18 protein-coding genes and 1 pseudogene are annotated in these 24,820 nt (G+C 64.6%); 5 read left to right on the top strand and 14 right to left on the bottom strand.

Translation table 11 applies throughout. The features are described from left to right. Positions 1-46: 46 nt before the first annotated feature. From OKW41_RS43525 to OKW41_RS43515, 3 genes are all read left to right on the top strand, one after another. Positions 47-1,702 (top strand): TAXI family TRAP transporter solute-binding subunit, encoded by a 1,656-nt coding sequence (locus tag OKW41_RS43525; RefSeq protein WP_429576232.1) that lies wholly within the window; start codon positions 47-49, stop codon positions 1,700-1,702. 162 nt (positions 1,703-1,864) lie between these two features. Continuing rightward, a complete protein-coding gene (locus tag OKW41_RS43520; protein WP_429452986.1) occupies positions 1,865-2,521 on the top strand; it encodes a 2-hydroxychromene-2-carboxylate isomerase in 657 nt (218 codons plus the stop codon). Between the two features lie 200 nt (positions 2,522-2,721). After that, positions 2,722-3,672, top strand: a complete 951-nt coding sequence (locus OKW41_RS43515) for a LysR family transcriptional regulator (protein ID WP_429452988.1) — start codon at positions 2,722-2,724, stop codon at positions 3,670-3,672. On the opposite strand, the gene xdhC is transcribed toward OKW41_RS43515, so the two are convergent. From xdhC to OKW41_RS43495, 4 genes are all read right to left on the bottom strand, one after another. Beyond that, the gene (gene xdhC / locus OKW41_RS43510; protein WP_429452990.1) at positions 3,669-4,259 is read right to left on the bottom strand and encodes a xanthine dehydrogenase accessory protein XdhC; all 591 of its coding nucleotides are present in this window, start codon (positions 4,257-4,259) and stop codon (positions 3,669-3,671) included. The two genes, OKW41_RS43515 and xdhC, sit on opposite strands and share 4 nt — an antisense overlap. 31 nt (positions 4,260-4,290) lie before the next feature. Then, positions 4,291-6,660, bottom strand: coding sequence for a xanthine dehydrogenase molybdopterin binding subunit (gene xdhB / locus OKW41_RS43505; RefSeq protein ID WP_429576231.1), 2,370 nt, complete (start codon positions 6,658-6,660; stop codon positions 4,291-4,293). Between the two features lie 34 nt (positions 6,661-6,694). After that, positions 6,695-8,212, bottom strand: a complete 1,518-nt coding sequence (gene xdhA, locus OKW41_RS43500; protein WP_429576230.1) for a xanthine dehydrogenase small subunit — start codon at positions 8,210-8,212, stop codon at positions 6,695-6,697. A 180-nt stretch (positions 8,213-8,392) separates the two neighbouring features. Beyond that, complete coding sequence (locus tag OKW41_RS43495; RefSeq protein WP_429576229.1) at positions 8,393-8,557, bottom strand: hypothetical protein; 165 nt, start codon at positions 8,555-8,557, stop codon at positions 8,393-8,395. Between the two features lie 44 nt (positions 8,558-8,601). Between OKW41_RS43495 and OKW41_RS43490 the strand changes: the two genes are divergently transcribed. Continuing rightward, positions 8,602-9,813, top strand: a complete 1,212-nt coding sequence (locus tag OKW41_RS43490) for an MFS transporter (RefSeq protein ID WP_429576228.1) — start codon at positions 8,602-8,604, stop codon at positions 9,811-9,813. A gap of 97 nt (positions 9,814-9,910) precedes the next feature. Here OKW41_RS43490 and OKW41_RS43485 read toward each other — a convergent pair whose 3' ends face one another. The 6 genes from OKW41_RS43485 to OKW41_RS43460 form a co-directional block, all read right to left on the bottom strand. Then, positions 9,911-11,200, bottom strand: coding sequence for an oligosaccharide flippase family protein (locus OKW41_RS43485; RefSeq protein WP_429452997.1), 1,290 nt, complete (start codon positions 11,198-11,200; stop codon positions 9,911-9,913). A gap of 31 nt (positions 11,201-11,231) precedes the next feature. Continuing rightward, positions 11,232-12,968 carry a hypothetical protein gene (locus OKW41_RS43480; RefSeq protein ID WP_429576227.1) on the bottom strand — a complete coding sequence of 579 codons (1,737 nt, stop codon included), beginning with the start codon at positions 12,966-12,968 and terminating at the stop codon, positions 11,232-11,234. Between the two features lie 58 nt (positions 12,969-13,026). Continuing rightward, positions 13,027-13,938, bottom strand: a complete 912-nt coding sequence (locus OKW41_RS43475) for a glycosyltransferase family 2 protein (RefSeq protein WP_429576226.1) — start codon at positions 13,936-13,938, stop codon at positions 13,027-13,029. A 157-nt stretch (positions 13,939-14,095) separates the two neighbouring features. Then, positions 14,096-15,301, bottom strand: a complete 1,206-nt coding sequence (locus OKW41_RS43470) for a hypothetical protein (RefSeq protein WP_429576225.1) — start codon at positions 15,299-15,301, stop codon at positions 14,096-14,098. A gap of 4 nt (positions 15,302-15,305) precedes the next feature. Beyond that, positions 15,306-16,406: a glycosyltransferase gene (locus OKW41_RS43465; protein WP_429576224.1), complete on the bottom strand. Its 1,101-nt coding sequence runs from the start codon at positions 16,404-16,406 to the stop codon at positions 15,306-15,308. 142 nt (positions 16,407-16,548) lie between these two features. After that, positions 16,549-18,768, bottom strand: coding sequence for a GNVR domain-containing protein (locus OKW41_RS43460; protein WP_429453007.1), 2,220 nt, complete (start codon positions 18,766-18,768; stop codon positions 16,549-16,551). Positions 18,769-18,988: 220 nt separating this feature from the next. Here OKW41_RS43460 and OKW41_RS43455 point away from each other — a divergent pair, with 220 nt between their 5' ends. Continuing rightward, positions 18,989-19,372, top strand: a complete 384-nt coding sequence (locus OKW41_RS43455) for a hypothetical protein (protein WP_429453009.1) — start codon at positions 18,989-18,991, stop codon at positions 19,370-19,372. Between the two features lie 464 nt (positions 19,373-19,836). Here the strand turns inward: OKW41_RS43455 and OKW41_RS43450 are convergent, their stop codons facing one another. The 4 genes and pseudogenes from OKW41_RS43450 to OKW41_RS43435 form a co-directional block, all read right to left on the bottom strand. Further along, on the bottom strand, positions 19,837-21,081 hold the full coding sequence (locus tag OKW41_RS43450) for a glycosyltransferase (protein WP_429576223.1): 1,245 nt from the start codon (positions 21,079-21,081) through the stop codon (positions 19,837-19,839). Positions 21,082-21,173: 92 nt separating this feature from the next. After that, the gene (locus tag OKW41_RS43445) at positions 21,174-22,058 is read right to left on the bottom strand and encodes a polysaccharide deacetylase family protein (protein WP_429454593.1); all 885 of its coding nucleotides are present in this window, start codon (positions 22,056-22,058) and stop codon (positions 21,174-21,176) included. Between the two features lie 61 nt (positions 22,059-22,119). Next, on the bottom strand, positions 22,120-23,373 hold the full coding sequence (locus tag OKW41_RS43440; RefSeq protein ID WP_429576222.1) for an NAD(P)-binding domain-containing protein: 1,254 nt from the start codon (positions 23,371-23,373) through the stop codon (positions 22,120-22,122). A gap of 35 nt (positions 23,374-23,408) precedes the next feature. Next, positions 23,409-24,601 (bottom strand): annotated as a pseudogene (locus OKW41_RS43435) (carboxylate--amine ligase). Positions 24,602-24,820: the final 219 nt, after the last annotated feature.

Raw genomic sequence — 24,820 nt, 5'->3', positions numbered from 1 at the left:
AGAATCAGACACGCTCCGCGGTCGCGCAAGAATTTGCACAGCCGTCATGCCAGCGCTCATGCTGGCGTTCACCGCGGCGCTCACCATTTGTTACGCGTTTGTCGGCGTGACGGGCGGCTACGCGTTTCGCGGCCGCGCCAATCTCAGGTACCATCGGCGCGACGCGTGCTGGCGCGCCGCCCAAGCCGCCTTCGCGCATTCGCGCATTCGCGCATTCGCGCATTCGCGCATTCGCGCATTCGCGCATTCGCGCATTCGCGCATTCGAGCCCGATCGACTGCCGCTTTCAGATGATCCGATGAAGCCTGACACCGGCCGCACCCGCCCTACCCATCTCGTCGCCCGTTTTGTCGCGATCTCGTGGCGCGACCTGGCGGTCTCGTTCGGCCCGCTCGTGCTGCTCGTGATCGTCGCAATCTGGGCCGCCGTGCGGCTGATCCAGCCCGCCCCGCCGAATACGCTGACGATTAGCGCCGGTCCCGTCGGCAGCACATTCTGGATCGCCGCGCAGAAGTACAAGACGATCCTCGAGCGCAACCGCATCACGCTGAACGTGCTGGCCTCGCAGGGCTCGCAGGAAAATCTGAAGCGGCTGTTCGACCCGAACGCAAACGTCGACGTCGGCTTCGTGCAGAGCGGCATCGCGCCCGCCGGGCTCGACAAGGACAAAAGCCTGATGTCGCTCGGCAGCGTCGCTTACGTGCCGCTCGCGATCTTCTACCGCGGCGCCCCCGTCGACTGGCTGTCCGGGTTCAAGGGCGAACGCCTCGCGATCGGCCCCGAAGGCAGCGGCACGCGCGAGCTCGCGCTCGCGCTGCTGAAGGCCAACGGCATCGTGCCGGGCGGTCCGACCCAACTGCTGCCGCTGACGGGCGACGCAGCCGCCGACGCGCTGATCGACGGCACGATCGACGCGACCTTCCTTGCGGGCGACTCGGCGCAGCCGGCCGTGATGGGCAAGCTCTACCGCACGCAGAACGTGCGCTTCTACGATTTTGCGCAGGCCGACGCGTACACGCGCCGCTTTCCGTACCTGACGCAGCTGAAGGTGCCGATGGGCGCCTTCGACCTCGGCAAGAACCTGCCGGCGAACTCGATCAGCATCGTCGCGCCGACCGCCGAGCTGATCGCGCGCGATTCGCTGCATCCGGCGCTGTCCGATCTGCTGATCGAAGCCGCGCGCGAGGTGCATGGCGGCGCGACGACGATGCAGCGCGCCGGCGAATTTCCCGCCCCGCTCGCGCACGACTTCCCGCTTTCCGACGACGCCGCGCGCTACTACAAGTCCGGCAAGAGCTTCCTTTACCGGACGCTGCCGTTCTGGATCGCGAGTCTCGCGGACCGCCTGCTGGTGATCGTCGTGCCGCTGATCGTGCTGCTGGTGCCGGCGCTGCGCGTCGTGCCCGGGTTGTACGCGTGGCGCGTCAAATCGCGCATCTATCGCTGGTACGGCGCGCTGATCGCGATCGAACGCAGCGCGCTCAGCGAACATTCGTCGGCCGAACGCGCGTCGCTGATCGAGCGGCTCGACGCGATCGAAGACTCGGTCAACGGCATGAAGATGCCGCTCGCGTACGCGGACCAGTTCTACGTGCTGCGCGAGCACATCGGCTTCGTGCGGCGGCGGCTCACGGAAAGCCGCGACACGCGGGGTGGGCTGGACGAGGCCGACGAGCAGGTGGCCGATAAAGTCAAAGGCTGAGCGCCTCTGACGATACCGCCGGAACTACGCCCACCTGCCGCCACCAGGGGATATCGACCGGTGCAAGCCGGGACCGCACCGCGTAAGATCGCTACAATTTTGATGAGATAACGGACGCACCGTCCGCATCGTCCGACACAGGCACCCTCCCGGGAGACATTTATGACCGTTGGCATCGACGCCCAACAGCGGCAGTGGTTTTACGATTTCGTCTCGCCGTTCACCTACCTGTTGCTCGAGCAATACGACAAATGGCCCGGCTTCGACTTCGCGTTCACGCCGGTCGTGCTGAACGATCTGTATCGCCACTGGGGCCAGCGCTCCGCGTACAGCGTGCCCGCCAAGCGCACCTTCATGTACCGGCACGCGCTGTTTCGCGCGGAGCAGCTCGGTATCCCGTACAAAATGCCGCCCGCCCATCCGTTCGATTCGATCAAACCGCTGCTGCTCGCGACCGCCGCGAACGGCGACGTGCAATTCGTGCGCGAGATTTTCCGCTTCATCTGGCGCGAGGGGCGCGATCCGTCGAGCGACGAAGCGTTCGCCGAGCTGTGCGAGCGCGTCGGCAAGCCGGACGGCCCGGAGCTGATCCAGGACGAAGCCGTGCAGGCGCAATTGCAGCGCAATACCGCCGATGCGATCGAACTCGGCGTCTATGGCGTGCCGACGTTTCGTCTGAACGATCAGCTGTTCTGGGGCGAGGACGCGCTGCCGATGGTGCTGTACTGCGCGCGCACGCCCAACTGGCTCGAATCGCGCGAGGTGAAGCGGATCAGTTCGCTGCCATGGGGGCTGCCGGACAAACCAACACCGGCATAACACGGCGGCCGCTGCGGACCGCGCCCTGGTTGCGGCTTCGGCCCGAACGAATCGATGCCGGCAGGCGTCGCGCTGATGCCGGCCATACCGTGCCCACTATGCCGCCGAAGCGCAAACGAGCCTAAGGTTAAGCTTTCGCACCCCACGCGCGCGCCGCGCGGCGAGCTCATCGGCAGCGCCCGCGCCGCCACGCTTCGATCATGGACGACACCGCCGCCTCCCTCGATATCTGGCTCGTGCGCGTGCTGCGCACGCTGCTCGTCGAGCGCAGCGTCACGCAGACCGCGTTGCGGCTGAACCAGACCCAGCCCGCGATCAGCACCGCGCTGCGCAAGCTGCGCGAAACGCTCGGCGATCCGATTCTGGTGCGCGGCAAGTCGGGCATGGTGCCGACCGAATACGGCGAGTCGCTGCTCGCGGCCGCGCAGCGCGTGCTGCGCGATGTCGATTTCGTCGCGACGCCGCATGGCGATTTCGACCCGGGCCGCTCGCGCCGCACTTTTCGCGTCGCCGCGCCCGACTATCTGAACGACTTCTTCATGCCGACCGTGATCGCGCGTTTTCGCGAAGCGGCGCCGCATGCGCGGCTCGAAATCGAATCGCTGGGGCCGCTGCTCGATCATTCGGCCGCGCTCGACGCCGGCGAACTCGATCTGGTGATCGGCAACTGGCCGAAGCCCGATCCGCGCTTCGAGCGCAGCGACCTGTTCGCCGATACCGTCGTGTGCATGATGCGCGCGGACCATCCGCTGACACACGAGCCGCTCAGCCGCGAAGCCTATCTGGCCGCGCCGCATCTCGCGCCGACACCCTACAGCGGCGCGCGCGGCGGCGCGATCGATACCGGCTTCGCTCGGGCGAAGGCGAGCCGGCGCATCGTCGCGACGCTGCCCTACTTCGGCCTCGTCGCGCAGACGCTACTGCAATCGGATCTGATCTTCACGACGACGCGGCGTTTCGCGATGCACTACGCGAGCATGTTGCCGCTCGCGGTCGTCGACGTGCCGATCGCGTTTCCGCGCATCCGCTGCTATCAGTTGTGGCATCCGCAGCCGGATCGGCCGAGCGATATCGGCTGGCTGAGGACGTTGATGTCCGAGGTGTCGGGTGAGCTGGTCGCGCGCAAGCCCCCGTTGCGCCGTATGGCCTAAACCGTGATCTGCTCCGTTGCGCGGACGTGGTTCGCGGCCTGCCCCAACGCATGAACCGTCGCGGCCTGCCGTGTCCTCAGTCGCAGTAGTTGCGCGCACACCGCAATCGCGATCGCGGCGGGCGCCTTGTCGATGATCCCTTCGACGCCGATCGGGCAGGTCATCTCCGCGAGCCGCTCCAACTCCACGCCTCGTTCGAGCAGTCGCCGCTCGAACTTCACGCGCTTCGTGTTCGAGCCGATCATGCCGAAGTAGCTGAAATCACGCCGTCGCATGATGCGCAAGGCCAGCGAAAAATCGAGCGCATGGTTGTGCGTCATCACCAGAAACCACGCGCCGGGCGGCGCCGCGTCGACGATCGCCTCGGGCGTGTCGGTCGCTTCGATCTGCACGTTGGGCGGCGTTTCGTCGGGGAACAGCTCGTCGCGTTCGTCGACCCACTGGACCACGCACGGCAGGCTGCCAAGCAGGTGCACGAGCGCATGACCGACGTGTCCCGCGCCGAACAGCACGATGTGCATCGGCGCCGGCCGCGGTGCAAGCTCGGACCCGGTACCGCCCGGACAATAATTCAGGCGTGCTTCCATATTGCGCTCCCAACTCGTTTGCCACTTGCCATCACGCCTGCCGCGCGGCCGCCGTCGCGGCCCGCGCCGCGCCGACCGCTTTCAGGATTTCCTCGTTGGTCGCGGGCGCATTGAGCGGCGGATTGACCTGATGGCCGCCGACCGCAGACACCGCGTCGCGCACCGCGAAAAACACCGAGAACGGCAGCAGCAACGGCGGCTCGCCGGTCGCTTTCGAACGATGGATGCTGTCCTCCGCGTTACGGTTCCTGAACAGCCTGACATTAAAAACCGGCGGCACGTCGTTGACGGTCGGGATCTTGTACGTCGAGGGCGCGTGCGTCATCAGCTTGCCGCCCGCGTCCCACCACAGCTCCTCGGTGGTGAGCCAGCCCATGCCCTGAATAAACGCGCCTTCCACCTGGCCGACGTCGAGCGCCGGATTCAGCGAGGCGCCGACGTCGTGCAGCGCATCGGCGCGCAGCACGCGCATTTCGCCGGTCAGCGTGTCGATTACGACTTCCGATACCGCCGCGCCATACGAGTAGTAGTAGAACGGCCGTCCTTGCAGCTTCGACTGGTCCCAGTAGAGCTTCGGTGTCGCGTAGAAGCCGTCGGACCACAACTGGATGCGCGCGAGATAAGCCTTCGCGACCACTTCCTCGAACCGCACGGCGACCTCGCCGACCATCACGCGATCATGCGCGAAGCGCACGTCCCGCGGCTTCACGCTGCCCGCGCCGAAGCGCTCGGCCGCGAACGCGGCGAGCCGCTCGCGCAACTGGCGCGCGGCGTCCTGCGCGGCTTTGCCGTTCAGGTCGGACCCGGTCGACGCGGCCGTCGCAGACGTATTGGCGACCTTGCTGGTATCGGTCGCGGTCACCCGAATCCGGTTGAAACCGACGCCGAGTTCATGCGCGACGACCTGCGCGACCTTCGTGTTCAGCCCCTGGCCCATTTCGGTGCCGCCGTGGTTCACGAGCACCGAGCCGTCGGTGTAGATATGCACGAGCGCTCCGGCCTGGTTGAAGTGCGTGACGTTGAACGCGATGCCGAACTTGACCGGCGTGAGTGCCAGGCCCTTCTTCAGGATCTCGTTGTTCGCGTTGAATGCGTCGATCTCCTTGCGGCGCGCGCGATAGTGGCTGGTCGCTTCGAGCTCGTCGATCAGCTCGTGAATCACGTTGTCTTCGACCACCTGACCGTACGGCGTCTGGTTGCGCTCGGTCTTGCCGTAGAGATTGCGGCGGCGCACGTCGAGCGCATCGATGCCGCACGAGCGCGCGACGTTGTCGAGGATGTACTCGATCGCGAACGCGCCCTGCGGGCCGCCGAAGCCGCGAAACGCCGTGTTCGACTGCGTGTTGGTCTTGCCGCAGAAGCCGTCGATCGAGACGTCCGACAGCCAGTACGCGTTGTCGAAGTGGCACAGCGCGCGCGTCATCACCGGGCCCGACAGGTCGGCGGAAAAGCCGCAGCGCGAGGTCATGTCGACCGCGACGCCTTCGATCACGCCCTCTGCGTCGTAGCCGACTTCGTACGTGTAGTGGAAATCGTGGCGCTTGCCGGTCACCATCATGTCGTCGTCGCGATCCGGGCGCAGCTTGACCGGGCACAGCAGCTTCCACGCGGCGAGCGCGGCGCAGCACGCGAACAGCGCCGACTGCGATTCCTTGCCGCCGAAGCCGCCGCCCATGCGCCGGCATTCGATCACTACGTTATGCGAAGCCACGCCCAACGTGTGCGCGACGAGCTGCTGCATTTCGGTCGGATGCTGGGTCGAGCAGTAGACGTGCATGCCGTCGTCGTCCTTCGGCACCGCGTACGAGATCTGCCCTTCCAGATAGAACTGCTCCTGGCCGCCGAGCAACATCTCACCGGCCTCGCGATGCGGGGCACGCGCGATCTTCGTGCCAGCGTCGCCGCGCGCGAGCTTCATCGGCGGCAGCACGAACTGGTTCGCGGCGCGCGCCTGCTGCGCGCTCAGCACCGCCGGCAGTTCTTCGTAGACCACGTCGGCGCGCCGCGCGCCGAGACGCGCCGCCTCGTGCGACGTCGCGACCACGATGAACATCGGCTGGCCGACGTATTGCACGACGTCGTCGGCGAGGATCGGATCGTCGCCATGGACGATCGGGCCGACGTCGTTGACGCCGGGGATGTCGTCGGCGGTGAAGACCGCGACGACGCCGGGCGTCGCGCGCACCTTGTCGAGCGCGATCGAGACGATCTTCGCGTGCGCCTTCGACGACAGCCCCAGCGCCGCGTGCAGCGTGCCGGCCAGCTCGGGAATGTCGTCGGTGTAGGTCGCGCGGCCGCTTACGTGCAGATGCGCGGACTCGTGCGGACGCGAAACGTGCACCTGGGTGAAGTCGTCGAGTTCCTGAACCTCTTTCAGGAACGGTTCGGCTTGCTGGTTCATGGTTGTGTTCTCCGTATCCTTGAACGCGCGGCGCTCAGGCGCTGGCGCCGGCCGGCGCGACCGCGCGCACGTCGAGCGCGCTCTTCGGCAGCGGCTGCCGCGCGCGCGTTTCGAGCCAGAAGCGGTACAGCGTGTTCTTCGCCGCTTCGAGGCGGTAGTCGCTGCTCGCGCGCATGTCGGTGAGCGGCGCGTAGTCGTTGCCGAGCGCGAGCATCGCGGCCTGTGCGGTCGCCTCGTGCCATTCGGCGTCGCGCAGCACGGCTTCGGCATTGAGCGCGCGCTTCGGCGTCGCGGCCATGCCGCCGAACGCGATGCGCGGCTCGCGGATCGCGTCGCCGTCGGCGATGAACGAGAACGCCGCGCAGACGGCCGAGATGTCCGAATCGAAGCGCTTCGACAGCTTGTAGGTACGAAAGCGCAGGTTCGCGCGCGCACCGCCGCGCGCGGGCACCTTCAGGCCGACGACGAACTCGTGCTCGGCCATGTCCTTCTTCTGATACGCGAGGTACAGGTCTTCGAGCGGCATCTCGCGCTCGATGTCACCGCCACGCACGATCACGCGCGCGCCGAGCGCGATCAGCCCCGGCATCGAATCGCCGATCGGCGAGCCGTTCGCGATGTTGCCGCCGAGCGTGCCGGCGTTGCGGATCGGCAGCGACGCGAAGCGCTGCCACATTTCGGTCAGCTCCGGGTACTCCTTCGCGATCTCGGCATACGCTCTTTCGACGCTGACGCCGGCGCCGATCTCGATCCAGTCGTCATTGGTGTCGAGCTTTTGCAGCTCGGCGATCTGTCCGACGTAGACGAGGTTGCCGAGCTCGCGCATCTGCTTGGTGACCCACAGGCCGATGTCGGTGCTGCCCGCGAGCAGGCGCGCGGCCGGTTCCTGGTGTTTGATCCGCGCGAGCGCCGCGACCGTGCGCGGCGCGGCGAAGCGCCGGCCCGCGTGCTCGTACTGAAACGTGTCGCGGCGTTCGAGCGTCGCCAGCGTGTCGGCGAGCGCCTTTACGTCGACTGGCGCTCGCGGCGCGGGCGCGTCGAACATGCGCTCGGCCGCGTCGACGATCGGCCGGTAGCCGGTGCAGCGGCACAGGTTGCCGGTCAGCGCATTGCCGATCGCCTCGCGCGACGGCACCGTGCGGTTCGCGCACCCATGCTCGTGGCCGTGCTTCTCGTAGAGCGCCCACATCGACATGATGAAGCCCGGCGTGCAGAAGCCGCACTGCGAGCCGTGGCAGTCGACCATCGCCTGCTGCACCGGATGCAGCGAGCCGTCCGGCTGGCGCAGGTCTTCGACCGTGAAGAGCGCGCGGCCGTCGAGGGTCGGCACGAACTGGATGCAGGCGTTGACCGCCTTGAAGTCGACGCCGCCCGCCGGATTGCGCTCGCCGATCACGACGGTGCAGGCGCCGCAGTCGCCTTCGGCGCAGCCCTCCTTGGTGCCGGTGCAATGCGCGTCCTCGCGCAGATACTGCAGCACCGTGCGGGTGACGGGCGCGTCCTCGATTTCGCGGATCGCGTTGCGGTGATAGAAACGAATCGGCTCGGTCATGTCTCGGTGCTCTCGTCTGTTGCGTGTTCGCGCGGACACGCCGCGTCGATGGTTTGAAAGCTATCACCGTCAATAAACGCAACCCATAGCTCGAATCGCATGGGGGACATATTCGTCGCGCGATATCGAGGTGGAATTGCGTACGGCAGCGCTTATGTTGATCTGACGCTTTTGCCGTTTTTATCCATTTTTGCCGGTTTGGCGGACATGCCAGATTTTGGCATGCCCTCTCGCCTCGCCGAACAATCGCGCGCTAGCGGCGTGAAAACGGACCTTTATCACGTCACAACCCGCCATTGATTCGTCCCATTTTTTAAGCAAACCCTGCAAGGGAATCGGTTCCATGGGACAATCACGCCTTCCCGCCGAATTCAAGTCTCGTTTTCCCGATGTCCACCGACTCCGCGTCCCCCCGCAGCGAATTTTCGACGACCCTGCAGATCATTCCGGTCGTCTTTTTCACCTTTCTTTGCTACCTCGCGATCGGTATTCCGCTCGCGGTGCTGCCCGGCTATGTGCACGCCGACCTCGGCTACAGCGCGGTGCTGGCCGGCGCGGCGATCAGCGTGCAGTACCTCGCGACGCTCGCGTCGCGGCCGCTCGCGGGCCGCTCGGCCGATACGCTCGGGCCGAAGCGCACGGTGTCGATCGGTCTGCTCGGCTGCGGCGCGAGCGGCGTGCTGCTGTTGCTCGCCGCGCTGACCGGTCGCTGGCCGGGGCTGAGCCTCGCACTGCTCGTGTGCAGCCGGCTCGTGCTCGGCTTCGGCGAGAGCCTGTGCGGCACCGGCGCGATTCTGTGGGGAATCGGCCGGGTCGGCACCTCCAACAACGCCCGCGTGATTTCGTGGAACGGCATCGCGACCTACGGCGCACTCGCGATCGGCGCACCGCTCGGCGTGATGATCTCGCGCTCGATCGGCTTTACCGCGCTCGGCATTCTGGTGATCGCGCTCGCGGGGCTCGGCTATTACCTCGCGCGTCTGATCGCGCCGGTGCCGGTCGTGCATGGCGAGCGGATGTCGTATCGCAGCGTGTTGACGCGCGTGCTGCCGCACGGTATGGGTCTCGCGCTCGGCTCGGCCGGCTTCGGTTCGATCGCGACCTTCATCACGCTGTTCTATGCGGCGAAGCACTGGCCGAATGCGGCGCTGTCGCTGACGCTGTTCGGCACGCTGTTCATCGGCGCGCGCCTGCTGTTCGCGAACACGATCAAGACCTACGGCGGCTTTCGTGTGGCAATCGCGTCGTTCTCGTTCGAATGCGCGGGTCTGTTGATGCTGTGGCTCGCGCCCGAGCCGCATATCGCGCTCGCGGGCGCCGCGCTGACCGGCTTTGGCTTCGCGCTGGTGTTTCCGGCGCTCGGCGTCGAGGCGGTCGGGCTCGTGCCGCCGGCGAGCCGCGGCGCGGCGCTGTCCGCGTACTCGGTGTTTCTCGATCTGTCGCTCGGCATTACCGGGCCGCTGGCGGGGTATATCGCCGGCGAGTTCGGTTACGGCTCGGTGTTCCTGTTTGCCGCGATCGCGGCTGCCGCGGCGGTCGTGCTGTCGACGGTGCTGTATCTGCGCAACGCGAAAGTAACCAGTCTGTCTACCGCGCAGTAAGCACTCGCAGTGAACGCGCGCAACGACCGCGCGGCGCAGACGCAACAAGGCCGCGACGCGCGCCGCGGCCATTCGATCCCGCTGTCCATCCTCGCGGCTAATCTCTCTCCGCCGCCATCTCCTGCTCGATCGTCGTCTGCGCGCGCACCGCGATCTGGCCGTGATTGATTCGGCTCGACACGTTGTACACGCCGATCAGCATGAACAGCTCGGTGGCGGCCACCGAGCATGCGGTGCCGACACCGCCCCAGAAGTAGATGCTGATCGGTGCCTGCACCAGATGGAACAGCGCGCCGTAGACATAGATCCGCTTCAGCAACGACTGATTGCCCGACGCGATGATCGTCAGCATCACCTGGGTCGTCGTCATGCCGACGATCGCCGGCACGAACACGAGAATGCGCAAAATGCGGAACGTCTCGCCGAACGCCTCGCCGAGAAAACGTCCGACGAACCATTCGCCGAGCACCGTAAAGCCAACCAGAATCAGCACCGCCGACGCCGCGAACGCGACCATGAAGCCGCGGTTGACCTTGTGGATATAGGCGATGTCGTTGCGCTCGTAAGCGACGCAGATCTTCGGAAAGAACGCCTGGATGGCCGGCGCCGTGCACGCGCGTAGCGCGTTGGTGAGTCGCTCGGCCGCCACGTAATAGCCGACCGCACCCGGGCCGCTGATCATGCGCAGCATGATCACGTTCGCGTACATGTACACGGATGTCAGCGCCGAACCGAGAAAGATGTGATACGCCTCTTTCGCCTCGGCCATCACGTCGGCCCAACTGACCCGCACGGTCAGCAGGATCTCGCGCTTCCAGATCAGCGCGCCCATCAGGATCACGCCGCACACGAAGGTCGGCGCATATTGCAGAGCGGCCGCGAGCATCACGTCGTCGCGAGTCCTCACGAACAGGAACAGCGGAATCAGCAGACCCACGCGCGTCGCGAGCAGCGTGCCCGCGAGCACTGGCAGGCGCTGCGTGCCTTCGTAGAAGCAGCCGGGCGTGAGCACGCCGCCCCAGATCACGAGCGAGCCCAGCAGCGTCGCACCGCGCTCCTGCGGCGACATGTGCGCGGCGAAGGCCCAGCCGACCAGCACCAGCGAGCACAGCAACGCGAGAATCGCGCGGCCGATCGTGGTCGACCAGTAGATGCGGTTCACGACCTCCGGGTTATCGATGTGCACCGCCACCTTGCGCGCGCTCGACAGGCCGAAGCCGAAGTCGACGATGACGAGAAGAATCTGCGAAATCGATTGCGCGTAACCGATCACGCCCAACCCGGCCGGCCCAAGTACGTGCGACAGATACGGCAACGTAACGAGCGGCAGCACGTAGTTCAGTGCGTACACCGAATACAGCGCGATGATGACGTTTCTCGTCGACACAATCGTCCTGTTTGCAGTAGGCGGTTAAAACTCAGGTCGAAAAAACAGAATACGACACGAAAGCAGGTTCACTTAGCGCGATATCGATCTTGTTGTAGCGATCGTCTTCACCATTTGCGTTCAACACCGCGCTCTTCACCGCATTGCCGATCAGATTGCTTACCACGGTCTTGTAGTTGGCGTCGGTTGCGTCGGTTGCGAACAGGATTTCGGCGAGTAGAGCATGGCCGCGTGTGGCCGCGCGCAACACCACGCGGCCCGAGGTCGAGCGCAGCACGTTGATCGCGATGCGCGTCGTCTCCTGCGACACGGTCTGGTTTCCGCAATGCAGCGCCGCCGCGACGCCGCCGCGTTCGTAGCCGACGCCGAGATTCAGCGCATGCACGAGGCTCGCGTCCTTGCCGCCCGCGATCGCGCCGCCGCCCGGATACGCCTTGGCGTAACCGACGATCGTGTCACCCGCGCGATCGCCGAAATTGCCCTGAATCGTGATGCCGTCGAGCGGTGTGCTGCCCGGCGCGGTCGAACTGCCGTACACGAACTGCGGGCCGTCGCAGCCGGCGTTCTCGTCGTCCTGGCCGGGACGGTAGCGATTGCCGACGATCGTCGCCCCCTGCTGGTAATCGATCTGGATGTGGCAACTCTGACCGGCCGGAACATCGAGGTACGACGGATGGCCGCGCGTCGAGAATTTCCAGCGGCCGATCTTGCCGTCGCCGCCGCAACCGTTGCGCGAGAAGTAATTGCCGTTCACCACCTTGCCCCAGTTGCCGCTCTTCATATAGACGCCGGCAAAGCCATTGCGATCGAACACCGCGCCGACGATCAGCGACTCCGCGCCGAGAATCACGCCGTGTCGCGCGTTCCATTCCCAGCGTCCGCCGATCACCTGCCAGAAGTTGTCGACGATATCGGCGCCGGCCGTATGGCAGAACATGCCGATGCAATTGATCAGCGAGCCGTCGGTGTGCTCGGTCGCGTAGAAGCCGCGCTCGCACATGTACGCATAGCAGCGCTCGAGCGTCGAGGTGACGCCGAGTTCGTAGCCCGCGCGCGAAAAACCGATCGCCGTGCAACGACTGGCCCCGGCCGATGTACCGAAGTGGATGCCGATCGCCGTGTTGCCGGTGTGCGCCGGATAGTTGGCGAGGTAGTAGATGACCTTGTCGTAATGCGCGGGCCGCACCTGCACATGCTCGACGAACGCCGAGTCGCCCAGCGTCAGCGCCGCCGACCTCGGGCCGCCCGAGTCCTGTCTCTCCAGCACGGTCGCCCCCATCGCGATGTCGGTGATCACCACGTATTCGCCGCCGCCGTCGCCGCGCAGTCTCGAGCCGTTCGCGGTGGCCAGGTCGCCGGTGTAACGCCAGATGCCGCGCGGCAGATACAACCCGCGCGCACCGCTCGCGAACGCTTCCCTGAGTTCAGCGCCGCAGTCGTAACCGGACGCGCCGCGCTGGATCGCCGCCAGCCGGTGCGGATCGACGAAGCGCGCGACGCTGACCTCGAGTCCCGCGACGATATCGCTGAGCGTCTTCAGATAGCTCGGCGCAACCGGTTCCGATGCGGCACGCTCGGGCACGGACGCGGCGACGCGCAGGACGCCGCCGGCGCCGTCGCCCGCGCCGTTACCCATACTCGCGAACGCGCCGCGCTCGCGCGGCGCGTGCCCCGTCGCGCGCGCGATGCCCAAATCGGCGGTGCTTGCACTGGCCCCGGCCAGGCCGCCGAGCAGGAACGTCTTGAGCGCCTGTCGCCGGGTTTTCATCTAGCCTTCCCCCATTGCGTTACTCCGTTCTTTTTTCACGCCGAGACATCGACAGGCATCAGTCCACCGTGATGCTTTGCCCCTGCTCGGCGGCCGGACGCGCGCTCACGGTCATGGGGACCGGCACCGCACGCGCCTTCGCGCTGCGACTCAGGCCCTGCACGCCTGGCGGTCTGAACAGCGGCACACGATACTTGCGGCTGAAACGCCACAAGCTGTTCATATGCCGGCGCCCCGCCTTGCTCAGGAAGCCCGCTGCCGACGCACGCTGATGCTCGTGCGTGAGTCGCGCGCCCGGCACGCACAGCACGCGGTAGCCCGCCTGCCAGATGCGCGCGCAAAAATCGACGTCCTCCATATAGAGAAAGAAGTGCTCGTCCATGCCGCCGAGTTCGCCGAACAACGCGCGCCGCACGATAAAGCCCGTGCCCAGCACCCACTCGGCCTCGAACGGCGTGCCCGCGGCCCACGCTTCGCGCATCATGTGGTTGTCGATGCGGCGCTTGAACGCGCCGAGCCGCCTGAGCGGCGAACGCCGGCCGAGTATGTCGAGCACCGAATAAAAGCGCCGCGCGGAAAACTGCCGCTCGCCATCCGGATAGATCAGATCGAGACCGACGAGGCCGACATCCTTCTCCGTTCTGAACAACTGCACCGCGTTTTCGAGCGATGTATCGACGAAATAGGTGTCCGGGTTCAGCACGAGCACGAGTTCGCGCAGACAACCGACCATGCCGAAATTGACGCCGGCTCCGAAGCCGCGATTGATCGACGTTTTGACGAGCCTCACTCCCGTCGGAAGCGTCTCCCTCAGATAGGAAAACGAATTGTCGGGTGAAGCGTTGTCCACCACGACGATGTCCTCCTTATCCGCAATCGAAAGTTCAAGCACGGAGCGAACGCAATTTCCGACCAGTTTTGGCGTGTTGTAATTGACGATCACCACGCTAAACATTCCCTTCAGGTTCATCCCCACCTCCTGCTTTACATCAGGTGTTTGTGGAATTACCCCCAAACACGGCTTTCTGGTTCTTGCACCTTGCTTCGCGCTGTTCGCGCGCACTACCGACTACCCACTGCTCGTCCGCGCGATGCAGACGATCTGGAGCGCACTGCCTTCTCGTTCGCTACGTGCTGTTTGCACGCGGTCCGCCCACGTAATCGAACACTGGCAATGTCATCAGGATGAAGACAAACGGAATCACTTCGATCGATTGATAGAAGATCGTTTGAAATAAAGCGGCCCACACGCACAACGAAATCCGGCTCGCGCTGCTCGCGAGTTTCGTCACCGATATCAGCACGCCGTAATAGAAGATCGCGCCCATCAGGCCGATATTCAGAATCTGCTGCAGCACGCTCGATTCGACGATGCCGAACTCCTGTTTCACCGGCTCGGGTGCCGAGTTCGTGACGAGCCCAAAGTACGTGCCGGCGATCACGTTGACCGGCAATACGAGCGACTTGGCCTTTTCCCATGCTTCGGTGCGGCCGTCGTTGCCGTCCGATTGCAGATCGGTCGCGCCTATGATCCGTTCGGTGCCGACGTTGACGACACTGTCGTTCTGACTGCTCACCGCGACGCCGAAGATCATGATCGCCATCGTCGCGAACACGGTGGCAACGATCAGTTTCGCGTTTCTCGTGATGAACTGGATCGGCGCCTGCACGAACGCGAGCCCGAACGTGCCGAGAATGATCAGCATGCCGCTACGCGACAGCGCCGAGAAAATCGCGAAGCTGAGCACCACGCACGCGAGGCCCGACAGCACGTTCTTGCGCACCAGATAGTCGACGCCGCACAGCGACGCGGCAATCGCGACGAACAGCGGGTAGTGCAGATAGCTGCCGGTCAGCGACGGCGCGCGCAGATTGTCGAAGCCGTACGTCGCGCCGGGCAGATCGATCGGGAAGACGTTCTGCTGCTGCGCGAGCGCGACGCCCGCCTCGATCAGCGCGATCAGCACGAGCCCCGCATAGGCGACGCGCGGCTGCACGAAGCGCCTCTGATAGTTCGAGATCGCGTAGAAGTAGATGAACAGCGTGAAGATGAAGACGAACAGATAGGACGGCCCGAACTCACCGGTGAGCGCGAGCGTCGCGACGATCGACAGCCCGGTCGAGAACAGCATGCCCACGAGGAAGCCGAACGACAGGCGTCCTTCGTCGCGGAAGTAAGCGGCGATCGCCGTCGGCGAGATGTACCACACGAGCAGCCCGACGATACCGCCGACCTGGATCAGATAGGCGGCGTCCTTGCCGATCAGATACTCGAGCACGCCGCGCGAGGCACACAGCACGACGGCCAGCAGATAGGCGATGGTTGCGATCATGGCGTCAGGCCTGATACGCCACGGAGGCGTTGACGTTGACCGGATCACCGCGGTAGATGCGCTCGATCACGTCCTGGAACTCATCGATTTCGCAGACGTTGAGCAAGGTGCCGTCGTGCTCGACGCCTTCCGCGCCGAGCGGCGTCGAGACGACCGGCAGTTTCGCCGCGAGCATTTCGAGCGTCTTCAGCTTGACGCCGGCGCCCGACAGCAGCGGCACCACGCCGATATCGGCGGACTCGAAGTACTTGCCCGGATTTTCGACGAAGCCGGTCACGCAAATATCGTCGCTATTCAGGCGCTTTACGCGGTCGCTCGGATCGGAGCCGACCACGAACAGCTTCAGTTGCAGGCCGCGCCGGCGCAGCGGCAGAAAAATCGTGTCGATGAAATTGAGCAGCGCCTCTTCGTTCTCACGGCGTTGCATCGCCCCCCAGAACAGGATGTTGCCTTTCTCGACCGTGTCTTTCGAGCGCCGCACTTCCTTCAGAAACGCCGGCAGTGAGATCGGCACGACCTGCAACGTGCCGACCCCGGGGTACAGGCCGTTGATCAGCTGCGCGTCCTTGCTGGACAGCACGAGCACCTTGTCGGCCAGCTTCAGCAGACGCTGCTCGAGCATGAACGTCTGCCGGGTGAACAGCCATCCTTCGATGGACTTGACGCGCAACATGACCTGGATCTGCACGTCATGCGCGCACATCACGATCTTCACGCGGTCGTGGAAACGGTCGCGCAGATTCTGGGCATACGCAAAGCATTGCGAAAACTCGAGCCGCACGGTGTCGTATCGGTTCCGGTCGACGAGCTCGCAGAGGTACTTGCCGATCGCGGGCTTATAGCGCGAGAACAGGCGCGGTGAAAAAGTCAGCGGATTCGCGAGGAACGACGGAATCAGGTCGAACCGGCTCACGTACTGGATGTACACGTTGCGCACGTTCGCGCGGAACTCGATGGCTTTTTCGTCGACCGGCACGCGCGACACGATCAGCACGTCGAGCTCCGATTCCGCGCTCAGTTTGATCAGGTAGTCGTAGGCCAAACGGTGGCCAGCTTGCGGCGCGTTTTTCTGAGGCAGAAAAGGCGTGACGAATAGCTGTTTCATCCGAGTAGTCCCTTGCCTGTACGGTACGCGCTCGGCGAGCGCGGCCGTAAGATCCCTTCGCATTGCCATGTTGGTGTTCTGATCGGTCCAGTCGGGCGCGACGCCCCGCACTGCGGGCGCGTCGCGAACCAGGCGCCCGTGCTTATCTGTCGTACGGTTTGTAGATGTAGGCCGCGTAGCGATAGCGTCCGTAGCCGTAGCTGTAGCGTCCCGGCCGCATCCGCAGTCCGTTCATGATCACGCCGCGCACCGGCAGGCCGACCTTCTGCATCTGGCGGACCGACTCCCGCAGCTCGCCGATGCCCGTGACACCCTGACGCGCGACGAAGAACGTCGTACCTGCCACGCAGGCGAGCCGGACCGCATCCGCGGCGAGCAGCACCGGCGGTCCGTCGAGCAGCACGACGTCGTAGCCGGTCGCGACCTGGCGCAGCACCGCTTCGAGCCGTGTGTTCGACAGCACGTCGCTCGGGCTCGCAACCTGGCGGCCGCTCGCGATGAAGTCGACACCCTGGAAACGGGTCGCGCGAATCAGCTCTTCGGGACGGTACGCGCCCTGGATCAGATCGGTGAGGCCAGGGCCGCGATCGCCGCCGAGATGCCGATGCAGGAAGCCGCGACGCAGGTCGCCGTCGATCAGCAGGACGCGCTTGCCGGTCGCACCGATTACCGCAGCGAGATTCAGCGACACGAACGACTTGCCGATGCCCGGCGTCGGGCCCGTGATCAGCACGATATGGTTGCGCGCCTTGGTCATCGTGAATTCGAGCGCGGTGCGAAAGCCACGCAGACTTTCGATGGCCGGATCGATCACCGCTTCGCCCGCGAGCACGAGCGCCTTCGATTCCGGACGGCGACGGCTGTGCGCGAACCGCTCTTCCTGACGGCTGAACGGCACGCTCGCGTAGACCGGCAAACCGGTGCGCAGCTCGACTTCGTACGGATCGTCGATCGCGTCGAACAGACGCTGACGCACGAGCGCAATCACCGCGCCGACGAACACGCCCAGCATCAGCGCGCCGATGATGATCAGCAGCGGCTTGGGCCGCACCGGCGTATCGGGCGCGACGGCGCCGTCGACGATGCGCACGTTGCCGGACTTCCCCGCCTTGATCAGCTTCAGCTGTTCGAGCGTATTGCGCAGCGACGTATCGAGCTCGGTGCCGACCTGCACGTCGCGCTGCAGGCGCAGCACGTTCTGTTCGAGCGGCGGCAGCGATTGCGTCCGGCTCGCGAGATCTTTCGCTTCCTGTTGCGCCGCATGCAACTGCGCGTTGACCGACTGCACGGCCGGATGCTGGTCGGTGAAGCGCGACAGCAGTTCATTGCGCTTCTGTTGAAGTTCCGCGAGCCGCGTCTGCGCCTGAACCGACAGCTGCAGCAAGTTGGTCGCTTCCTCGCCGAGATCGACGGTGCCATGCTTCGCGCGGAAGTCGTTGAAGCGCGTTTCCGAATCGGAAAGCTGCTGGCGCATTTCCGGAAGCTGTATTTCGAGGAAGCGGATCGAACGCTCCGCTTCCTCGGATTTGCGTTTCAGGTTCTGGCTCACGTATTCGCCAGCGATGGTCGCGAGAATCGCGCTGATCCTCTTCGGATCGCTGCCTTCGAGCGACACGCCGAGGATGTCCGATTCCTTGCCTTTTTCCGAGATCGTCAGTTCCTTGCGCAGCTTTTCGGTCGTCGTCAGCGCGGACTGGCGCCGCACTTCGAAGGTCGCGCCGGGATTCGCCTCGATCCGGTCGACGACGAGCGTGAGCGGCCCGTAGTTGGTCGTCGCGCTCAGCGGTTGGCCGACCGTGCCTTCGAGCTTCAGCTTGCCGTATTGCAGCTCGTAGCTCGATCCCTCGCCCATCTTCAGCACGAACGGACGGTCGAATAGCTCTTCGGGGACGTCGAATTTCGACACCGTGATGCGCTCGTTGCCGTACACGTAGCCGTGCGGTCCCGGCGTCGACAGATGATCGGAATGACGGCCGAGCCAGCGGCCGAACAGCGGGAAGTAGCGCGGCGCCGCTTCGATGTCGAGATTGAGCTTGTCGACCGCGCGGCCCACCACCATGCGCGAGCCGATCACCTGTGCCTCGCCTGACGTCGCGGTCTTCACGTCGAACATCGCGGACACGTCGCCGATCACGCTCTTGGACGAGGTACCCGCGTTCTCCTCGACCTGCACCAGAATGTCCGCGCGATACACGGGTTGGGAGAACACCGAATAAGCGATGCCGAGCGCGACCGCGATGGCCGTCGTGATGGCAATCAGCTTGCGATTGTCGTACAGCGCATCCAGATAATTCGCGAAGCCTGCCGGCGCATGTTCGCTGTTGTTGTTCCGGCTATCGAACGGTGTACTGCTTTGGTTCATGCGAGTTCTCCCAAAGTCTCGACGGTTTGCCACTTATTCTCAGCGCCGGGACCGGCACGTCGCCGCATACAGTCATGCCTGTGTCCATCGAGCTGACCGCCTCGATCGGACGGGGGTAGCCGATTTACGCCACATCGGCTACCTTTGTGTGTAACAGCGCCTATGCGAGGTCGGCTCTTTTCCCTAACATCGCACCACATGCTTTCTTACGGACCCCGAAATGAACAAACTTCTTGCCGCCGTATTGCCGGTATTGCTGACCGCCCAGGTGGGTTACGCCCAGAGCATCGTGTCCGCCGCCTCTTCCGCTTATGCGCCGCGTTATGTGGCCAATCACTCGCAACTCGACGCGATGACGCCTCATGCGGCCAGTTCCACCACGCTCTACGGCTCCTCGTCGGATTTCGCGTACGCTAAAAAGAACCGCTATGTCGCGCCCAACGTGTACACCCAAACGAAAAACAGCCTTCCGAAGCAGAAACGTACAAGCGTTGCACAGCCTGTCCGCGGCAAGAACTCAGCGGACCCCTACGGCAGCGATTTGTGGAATTCAGACCAGACCTACGCGTCTCCCGAGACCTCCGATCCATACAGCGTGCGCTGAGCTGTAGCGCATCACCGTCTGGATACCCCCGTATCGCCGATGTGGCCGCTTGCGGCCACATTCCTGTTTGGTTGAACTGACTGCCGGGCCCGGTCGCGAAGGTTCCCCGATTAGCCGCGTCTCGTCCGCCGTTTTTCCACGCAAACGCTCACGACATACACATGCTTTTGTTCTAATGAGTCTGGCTTTTTCGCCGACCCATTGAGTCGTTCATCGCCAACTCCGCGCCGTCACCGCGGCCTCGTTTACTCTGTCGAGCCACGCGCTTCAGCGCTCGATAAAATGCCTTTCCTTGACGATCATAATATTCAGAGAGCCCGTCCTTACAACGTTCGGCAGCGCACACAAAAGCCGATTGCTACAGGATTGCTTCAGACCAATCACGCGATAAAAAAACACGTGTTCAAAACGACGATAACGGCACGGATATACACGCCGTTTGCCACAATCAGCGCCGACTATTTTCAGGGCGTCGGACGCGGATTATCCGCATAGCGCGCGCGAAGGCGCGACGGCGCGACGTGCGTCGAACTTTCGCCGATGTGCATGATTTCAGCCAGACGCCGCGCGTAATGCTCGGGAAGATATTCTTCGACGTCGTACTTTCTGTGCTCATCGGCCAGATGAATGGCGAGTTCGCCGAGCGCCTGTTTCAGACTGCCCGGATCGAACTTGAACTTGATCTTGTTGCCGACCGATTCCGCGGTCACCGCCATGCTGCCGCCATCGCGAACCAGCACCGGCAGACCGAGCATCGCCGCCTCGATCACGACAAGGGGCGCGTTCTCCGCGCCCACCGACGGCACGACCACCGCATCGGCGAACTCGCGCATGGCGGGAAACAAGTGCTGCTGCGGCATCGTGCCGAACAGGATCAGCTTGCGCTGTGCGATCAGCGACGCGTAGCGCTGCTCGATCGCCGCGCGGTCCGGGCCGTCGCCGTACACGCCGATGCAATTGATGCGCTGGAAGCCCGTCGCCTCGCAGAGCGTCAGAAATTGCGGCAGGCCTTTCTCCGGCGAGATCCGTCCGACGAACGCGATGTTGAAGCGCTCCTTGTCACGCACCGTGACGATTGGCATCGCGCTCGGCACCGCCGACGGATTGTGCACGATGACCGTATTCTCGATGCCGACGCGATGCAGCGCCTGCTGCATGAACAGGCTCGGGCACAAGATCCTGTCGAACACGCGCGCGGGCTGATAGGCCGTGCGCACCGCGTGCCACCACGCCTTCGTCATCAGATCGTGCACGAGGCCCTTCGGCGTCGGCCGCAACGTGAAGACCGCGCGTGTGCGCAGCACGTCGAGCGGCAGAATGATCGGACGCCTATCCTTGTCGAAGTACTGCAGCGACGGGTTGTAGTAGACGAGGTGATAGTCGTGGCAGGTGTGATACGCGCGATAACCGAACTGACGCTCGTGCCGCGCGATCACGCTGAGAATCGAAGGCGACAGCACGTTGTGGTAGTTGTGCACCATCAGCCGATGCGGCCGGAAACGATGCAGCGCCTTTTCGAGCGCGCGCGCGGCGGTCGTGTTCCAGGAGCGCGACAGCATCGTCGAGCGCGCGGAAAACTGGCTATCGTCGAAACGCTCGACCTCGACGCCGGGCAGCGTGCCCAACAGCTCGGCCGATTGTTGATAGACCACTTCCGCGCCGCCCATGTGCGCGTAATCGTTGATCACCAGTACCCTGCAGCGCTGCATGTCCCCTCCTGTCGTATGCCCCTCGTGCCGTCTCGCGAAAAACCCGGACGGCGTTGCCCGGACGAATCGCTTCGTCCAGGCGCTCCCTCTGTTCAAAACTGCGGAAACTTGCCGCGCCAGCCTCCACCCTCGCGCAGATAGCGCAGAAACAGCGCAATGCCGCTCAATTGCGCCGCGAAGCGCAGCGTCGATGCCGCATCGTCGATGATGATCGTGCGCAGCCGGTACGGATCGGTGTGCTGATCGTTCCAGCCGATGTCGCAGGTGCGCGCGGTTTTGAAGCCGGCGGCCCGCACGAACTCCACTTCGCGTTCGCCGTAATTGCCGTTCGGATACGCGAAGTGCTCGCACGGTTGTTGCAGCAGCGCCGCGATCTCATGGCGGCTGTCGCGGATTTCGGCCTCGCTTTCAGCGTCGCTGCAATGCGTGAGGATCGGATGGAAGCGTGTATGCGCCTGGAAGTCGATGTGCTCGCGCATCGCCTGCATCGCTTCGATCGACAGGCCGGTTGGCCGGTCATCGCCGTCCTGCTGGTAGCCTTGGGCCGCCAGCGCGGCGAGGCGCTCGTCGTTCGTCATCCGCTTCAGACGTTCATGGCCGACGCGCAGCGAGCCCGGATGCAGCCACCAGTGACTGCGCGGCCGTCCGACGATGCGGCTGCACAGGAAGATCGTCGGGCGCACGTTGTGCCTGATGAACACCGGCAACAGCTTCGCGTTGCCCGCGTGGCCGTCGTCGAGCGTGATCGCCACGCGTGGCCGGCCGCGGCCGCGCGCGCTGACGTCGGTCAACGGCACGAACTCGCACAGCTTGCCGAGATAAGTCAGGTGACGGTCGAGCGTGTCCGGATCGGGATCGTGATAAAGCAGCACGGCCACGCGATCGCGCCACAGCACCTTGCGCGTGAACCACGCGAGACCCGAAATCAGGACGAAGCCCGCAAGCATCTCCTTCACGAGCATCTTGTAGCGCTTCATGCGGCGCCCGCGGTAGCTGTCGGACAGGTGCGAGCGCGCAGGCGCGCCCGTTGCCTGGGTTTTATTCACCTGAGCGCTCCGGCATGGGTGCATGGGCGACGGGCCACGTGCGTTGCCGCGCACCCGCTTTCAACGAACCGATAATGTGCCGCGCCACGGTCGGCGACGCGTGCTTGGTTCCATAGACGAAGCGCATCACGGGCCCGAAGCTGTGCGCGCACGCGGGTCCGATCACATAGAGGCCGCGCACGCGCGTTTCGTAGTGCGACGTCAGGTCGGGCATGCCGCCCTGATTCGAAATCGCGTCGGCCAGATCTTTGGACAGGAACGCGTGCTGCCGCATGTCGGTCTTGAAACCGGTCGCGGCGATCACGTGATCGGCGCTCACCCGCGCTTCCTTGCCATCGCTCAGCACGTTCAGTACGACGCGGTCGTTTTCGATCGCCGCGGAGCGCACCACGGTGCGATGCGATATCTGCACCTTGCCGACCACGCGATCGTGCAGCCACCACGCGCCGGACGCGCCGTACGTGTGCTCCATGATCTGCTTGCGGCGTCGCGGGTCGAGCATGTGGAACACGCCCGGAAACTCGGACAGGAACAGCGAGCGCCAGCCGCGCCCCAGTCCCGCGTCGGGCCCCTTGATGCGCGACAGGATGTTGCGACCGCCCTGCGGCCGCTCGTGCCACACCACGCTGCTCTCGCGCATCAGCACGTGCGCGCGCGCGCCGAGTTCGTTGAGCAGCGCGGACAGCCCGAGCGCCGACTGCCCGCCGCCGACGATCGCAATGTCCTTGCCGCGCGCCCACTCGAGGTTCCCATACAGCTCAGAATGCGACGCATATTGCGCCGGCAAGTCCCGCAGCGCCGGCGGGGTTTGCGCGAAGCCCTTCAGGCCGAGCGCGATCACGACTCTGCGCGCGGCGAGCGAGCGGCCGTCGCTCAGCGACAGCTGGAACTGATCGCCGACGCGGCGCAATGCGAGCACGTCGACCGGCCGGATTTCGCCGACCAGATTCGACTGGAACCACAGCCCGTACTCGACGAAGGTTTCGAGCGTCAGCGCCATGCCGAGCGGTTGGTAAGGCAGCCCTGTCAGGCGGCAGTAGTCTTCGACGGTAAAGCCGCTGCGCGGCGCGTGCAGGCTCGACGCGAACGCCTCGGAGCGCAGCAGCATGCCGGGTGGCATGTAGTTGCGCCACGCTCCCATCGGTTCCCCGAGGATCTGGTGATCCACGCCGGCGGCCTTCAGATGCGCGGCAAGAGATGACCCGTAGGGCCCCGCGCCAATGATGATGGTATCGGTCAAAGACATGCTGGTCTCCAGGGGAACGGCTTTCGTTGCCAGCGTCAGGCTTTGGCCTGACGCGACTCGGGCGCCCTGATCGCTTTTTTCCAGCTGCGCTTCATGCGTCGCAGCGGATTCATCACGACATAGTGCTGCAACGCTGGGAACGGATCGTTCCAGCGGAAATAGCCATCGAAAATTTTTGTGCGCTCGCTCAGCAATTCGGGCGGCGGCCGGTCGGAAAACGTCGCGCGCCACGCAACCGGTTGCCGGCTCAGGCGCTCGACGGGCAATGGCAGGCCGAGTTCATGGCGGTACGCGGCAAGCGGAATGTTGACGCCGCACAGCGTCGCGATCTCCTCCTGCCAGTCCGTGCGGCCGACCGTCGGCTCGACCATCATGAACTCGTTGTAGTTGTCGTCCCACACTTGTACTCGATGCTGCCCATGCCGTCGAAACCGGCCAGCTCGGCGAAGCGCCGCGTCAGCGGTTCGAGCGTCCCGCGCGCTTCGGGCGCGGCCACGCAGATCGCGGTGTTGCCGACGCCCGGCGGCGAGCTCAACACCTTGCGGCCGGTGAACATGCTGACCATGTTGCCGTCGGCGCCGCGATAGAACAGCGTGAAGTGGATGTTGCTGTCAGGCCCCTCGATCCACTCCTGCGCGATGATGCCGCCCGGTGTCGCGAGCATCGCCATAGCGCGATCGCGTGCATGCTGCAGCGTGTCGACGCGCACCGCGCGTTCTTTCTCGCCGCGCAGCACGTTGCGCTTGTCGTCCGGTTTCAGCACGCACGGGTAGCGCAATTCGGCCAGCCGTTCGATGTCGGCAAGCTTGTCGAGCACGACCGAGCGCGGCACCGGAAAGCCATGCTGCTGCGCGAATTCGTGAAAGCGCGCCTTGCTCGACAACATCTTGACGGTGTCGTCGGCCGGCAGGCGGAACCGATACCAGTGCGACAAAGCCGCCCGATTTTCCGACACCGCATGCACCGCGTCTTCGTCGGTCAGAATCAGAACTGGCAGACGATCGAACCGCTTGCCGAGTTCGATCATTTCATCAACGAATATTTTCCCGACAAAACTCTTTACCTGATGCGCATGAACGTGTCGGCACCACGTCGCCGCGCGGGTCCTCGTATCGACTGCGATAACCGGAACGCGGGCCTGCGCGAGCGATCGCGCCACCCCCAGTCCGTTCAACTCTGCTCCAACGATAACCCCTGCCGATTGACCTGAGTCGTATGCGCTCGCCATAGTGTCGATATCCTTGCTTCGTACGTGCGCGGACCCTCGAAGACAGACTTCGAGACTCCACGCAATCGAATTATCGAATCGGATAGAAATCCTTTTTTGTTGCCTCGCGGGGGCGCTTTGGCGTTAAAGCTTGGTTCCGGCGGCATGCATGCATGAGCGCGGCAGGCACGTCCTGGCACGCGCCGTGTGTCGAATCATGGTCTTGCGATTTACCGCAGC

It is taken from the genome of Paraburkholderia sp. UCT70 (assembly GCF_050434085.1).
GTDB classification, from domain to species: domain Bacteria; phylum Pseudomonadota; class Gammaproteobacteria; order Burkholderiales; family Burkholderiaceae; genus Paraburkholderia; species Paraburkholderia tuberum.
This window is presented reverse-complemented; position numbering and strand designations above follow the sequence as displayed.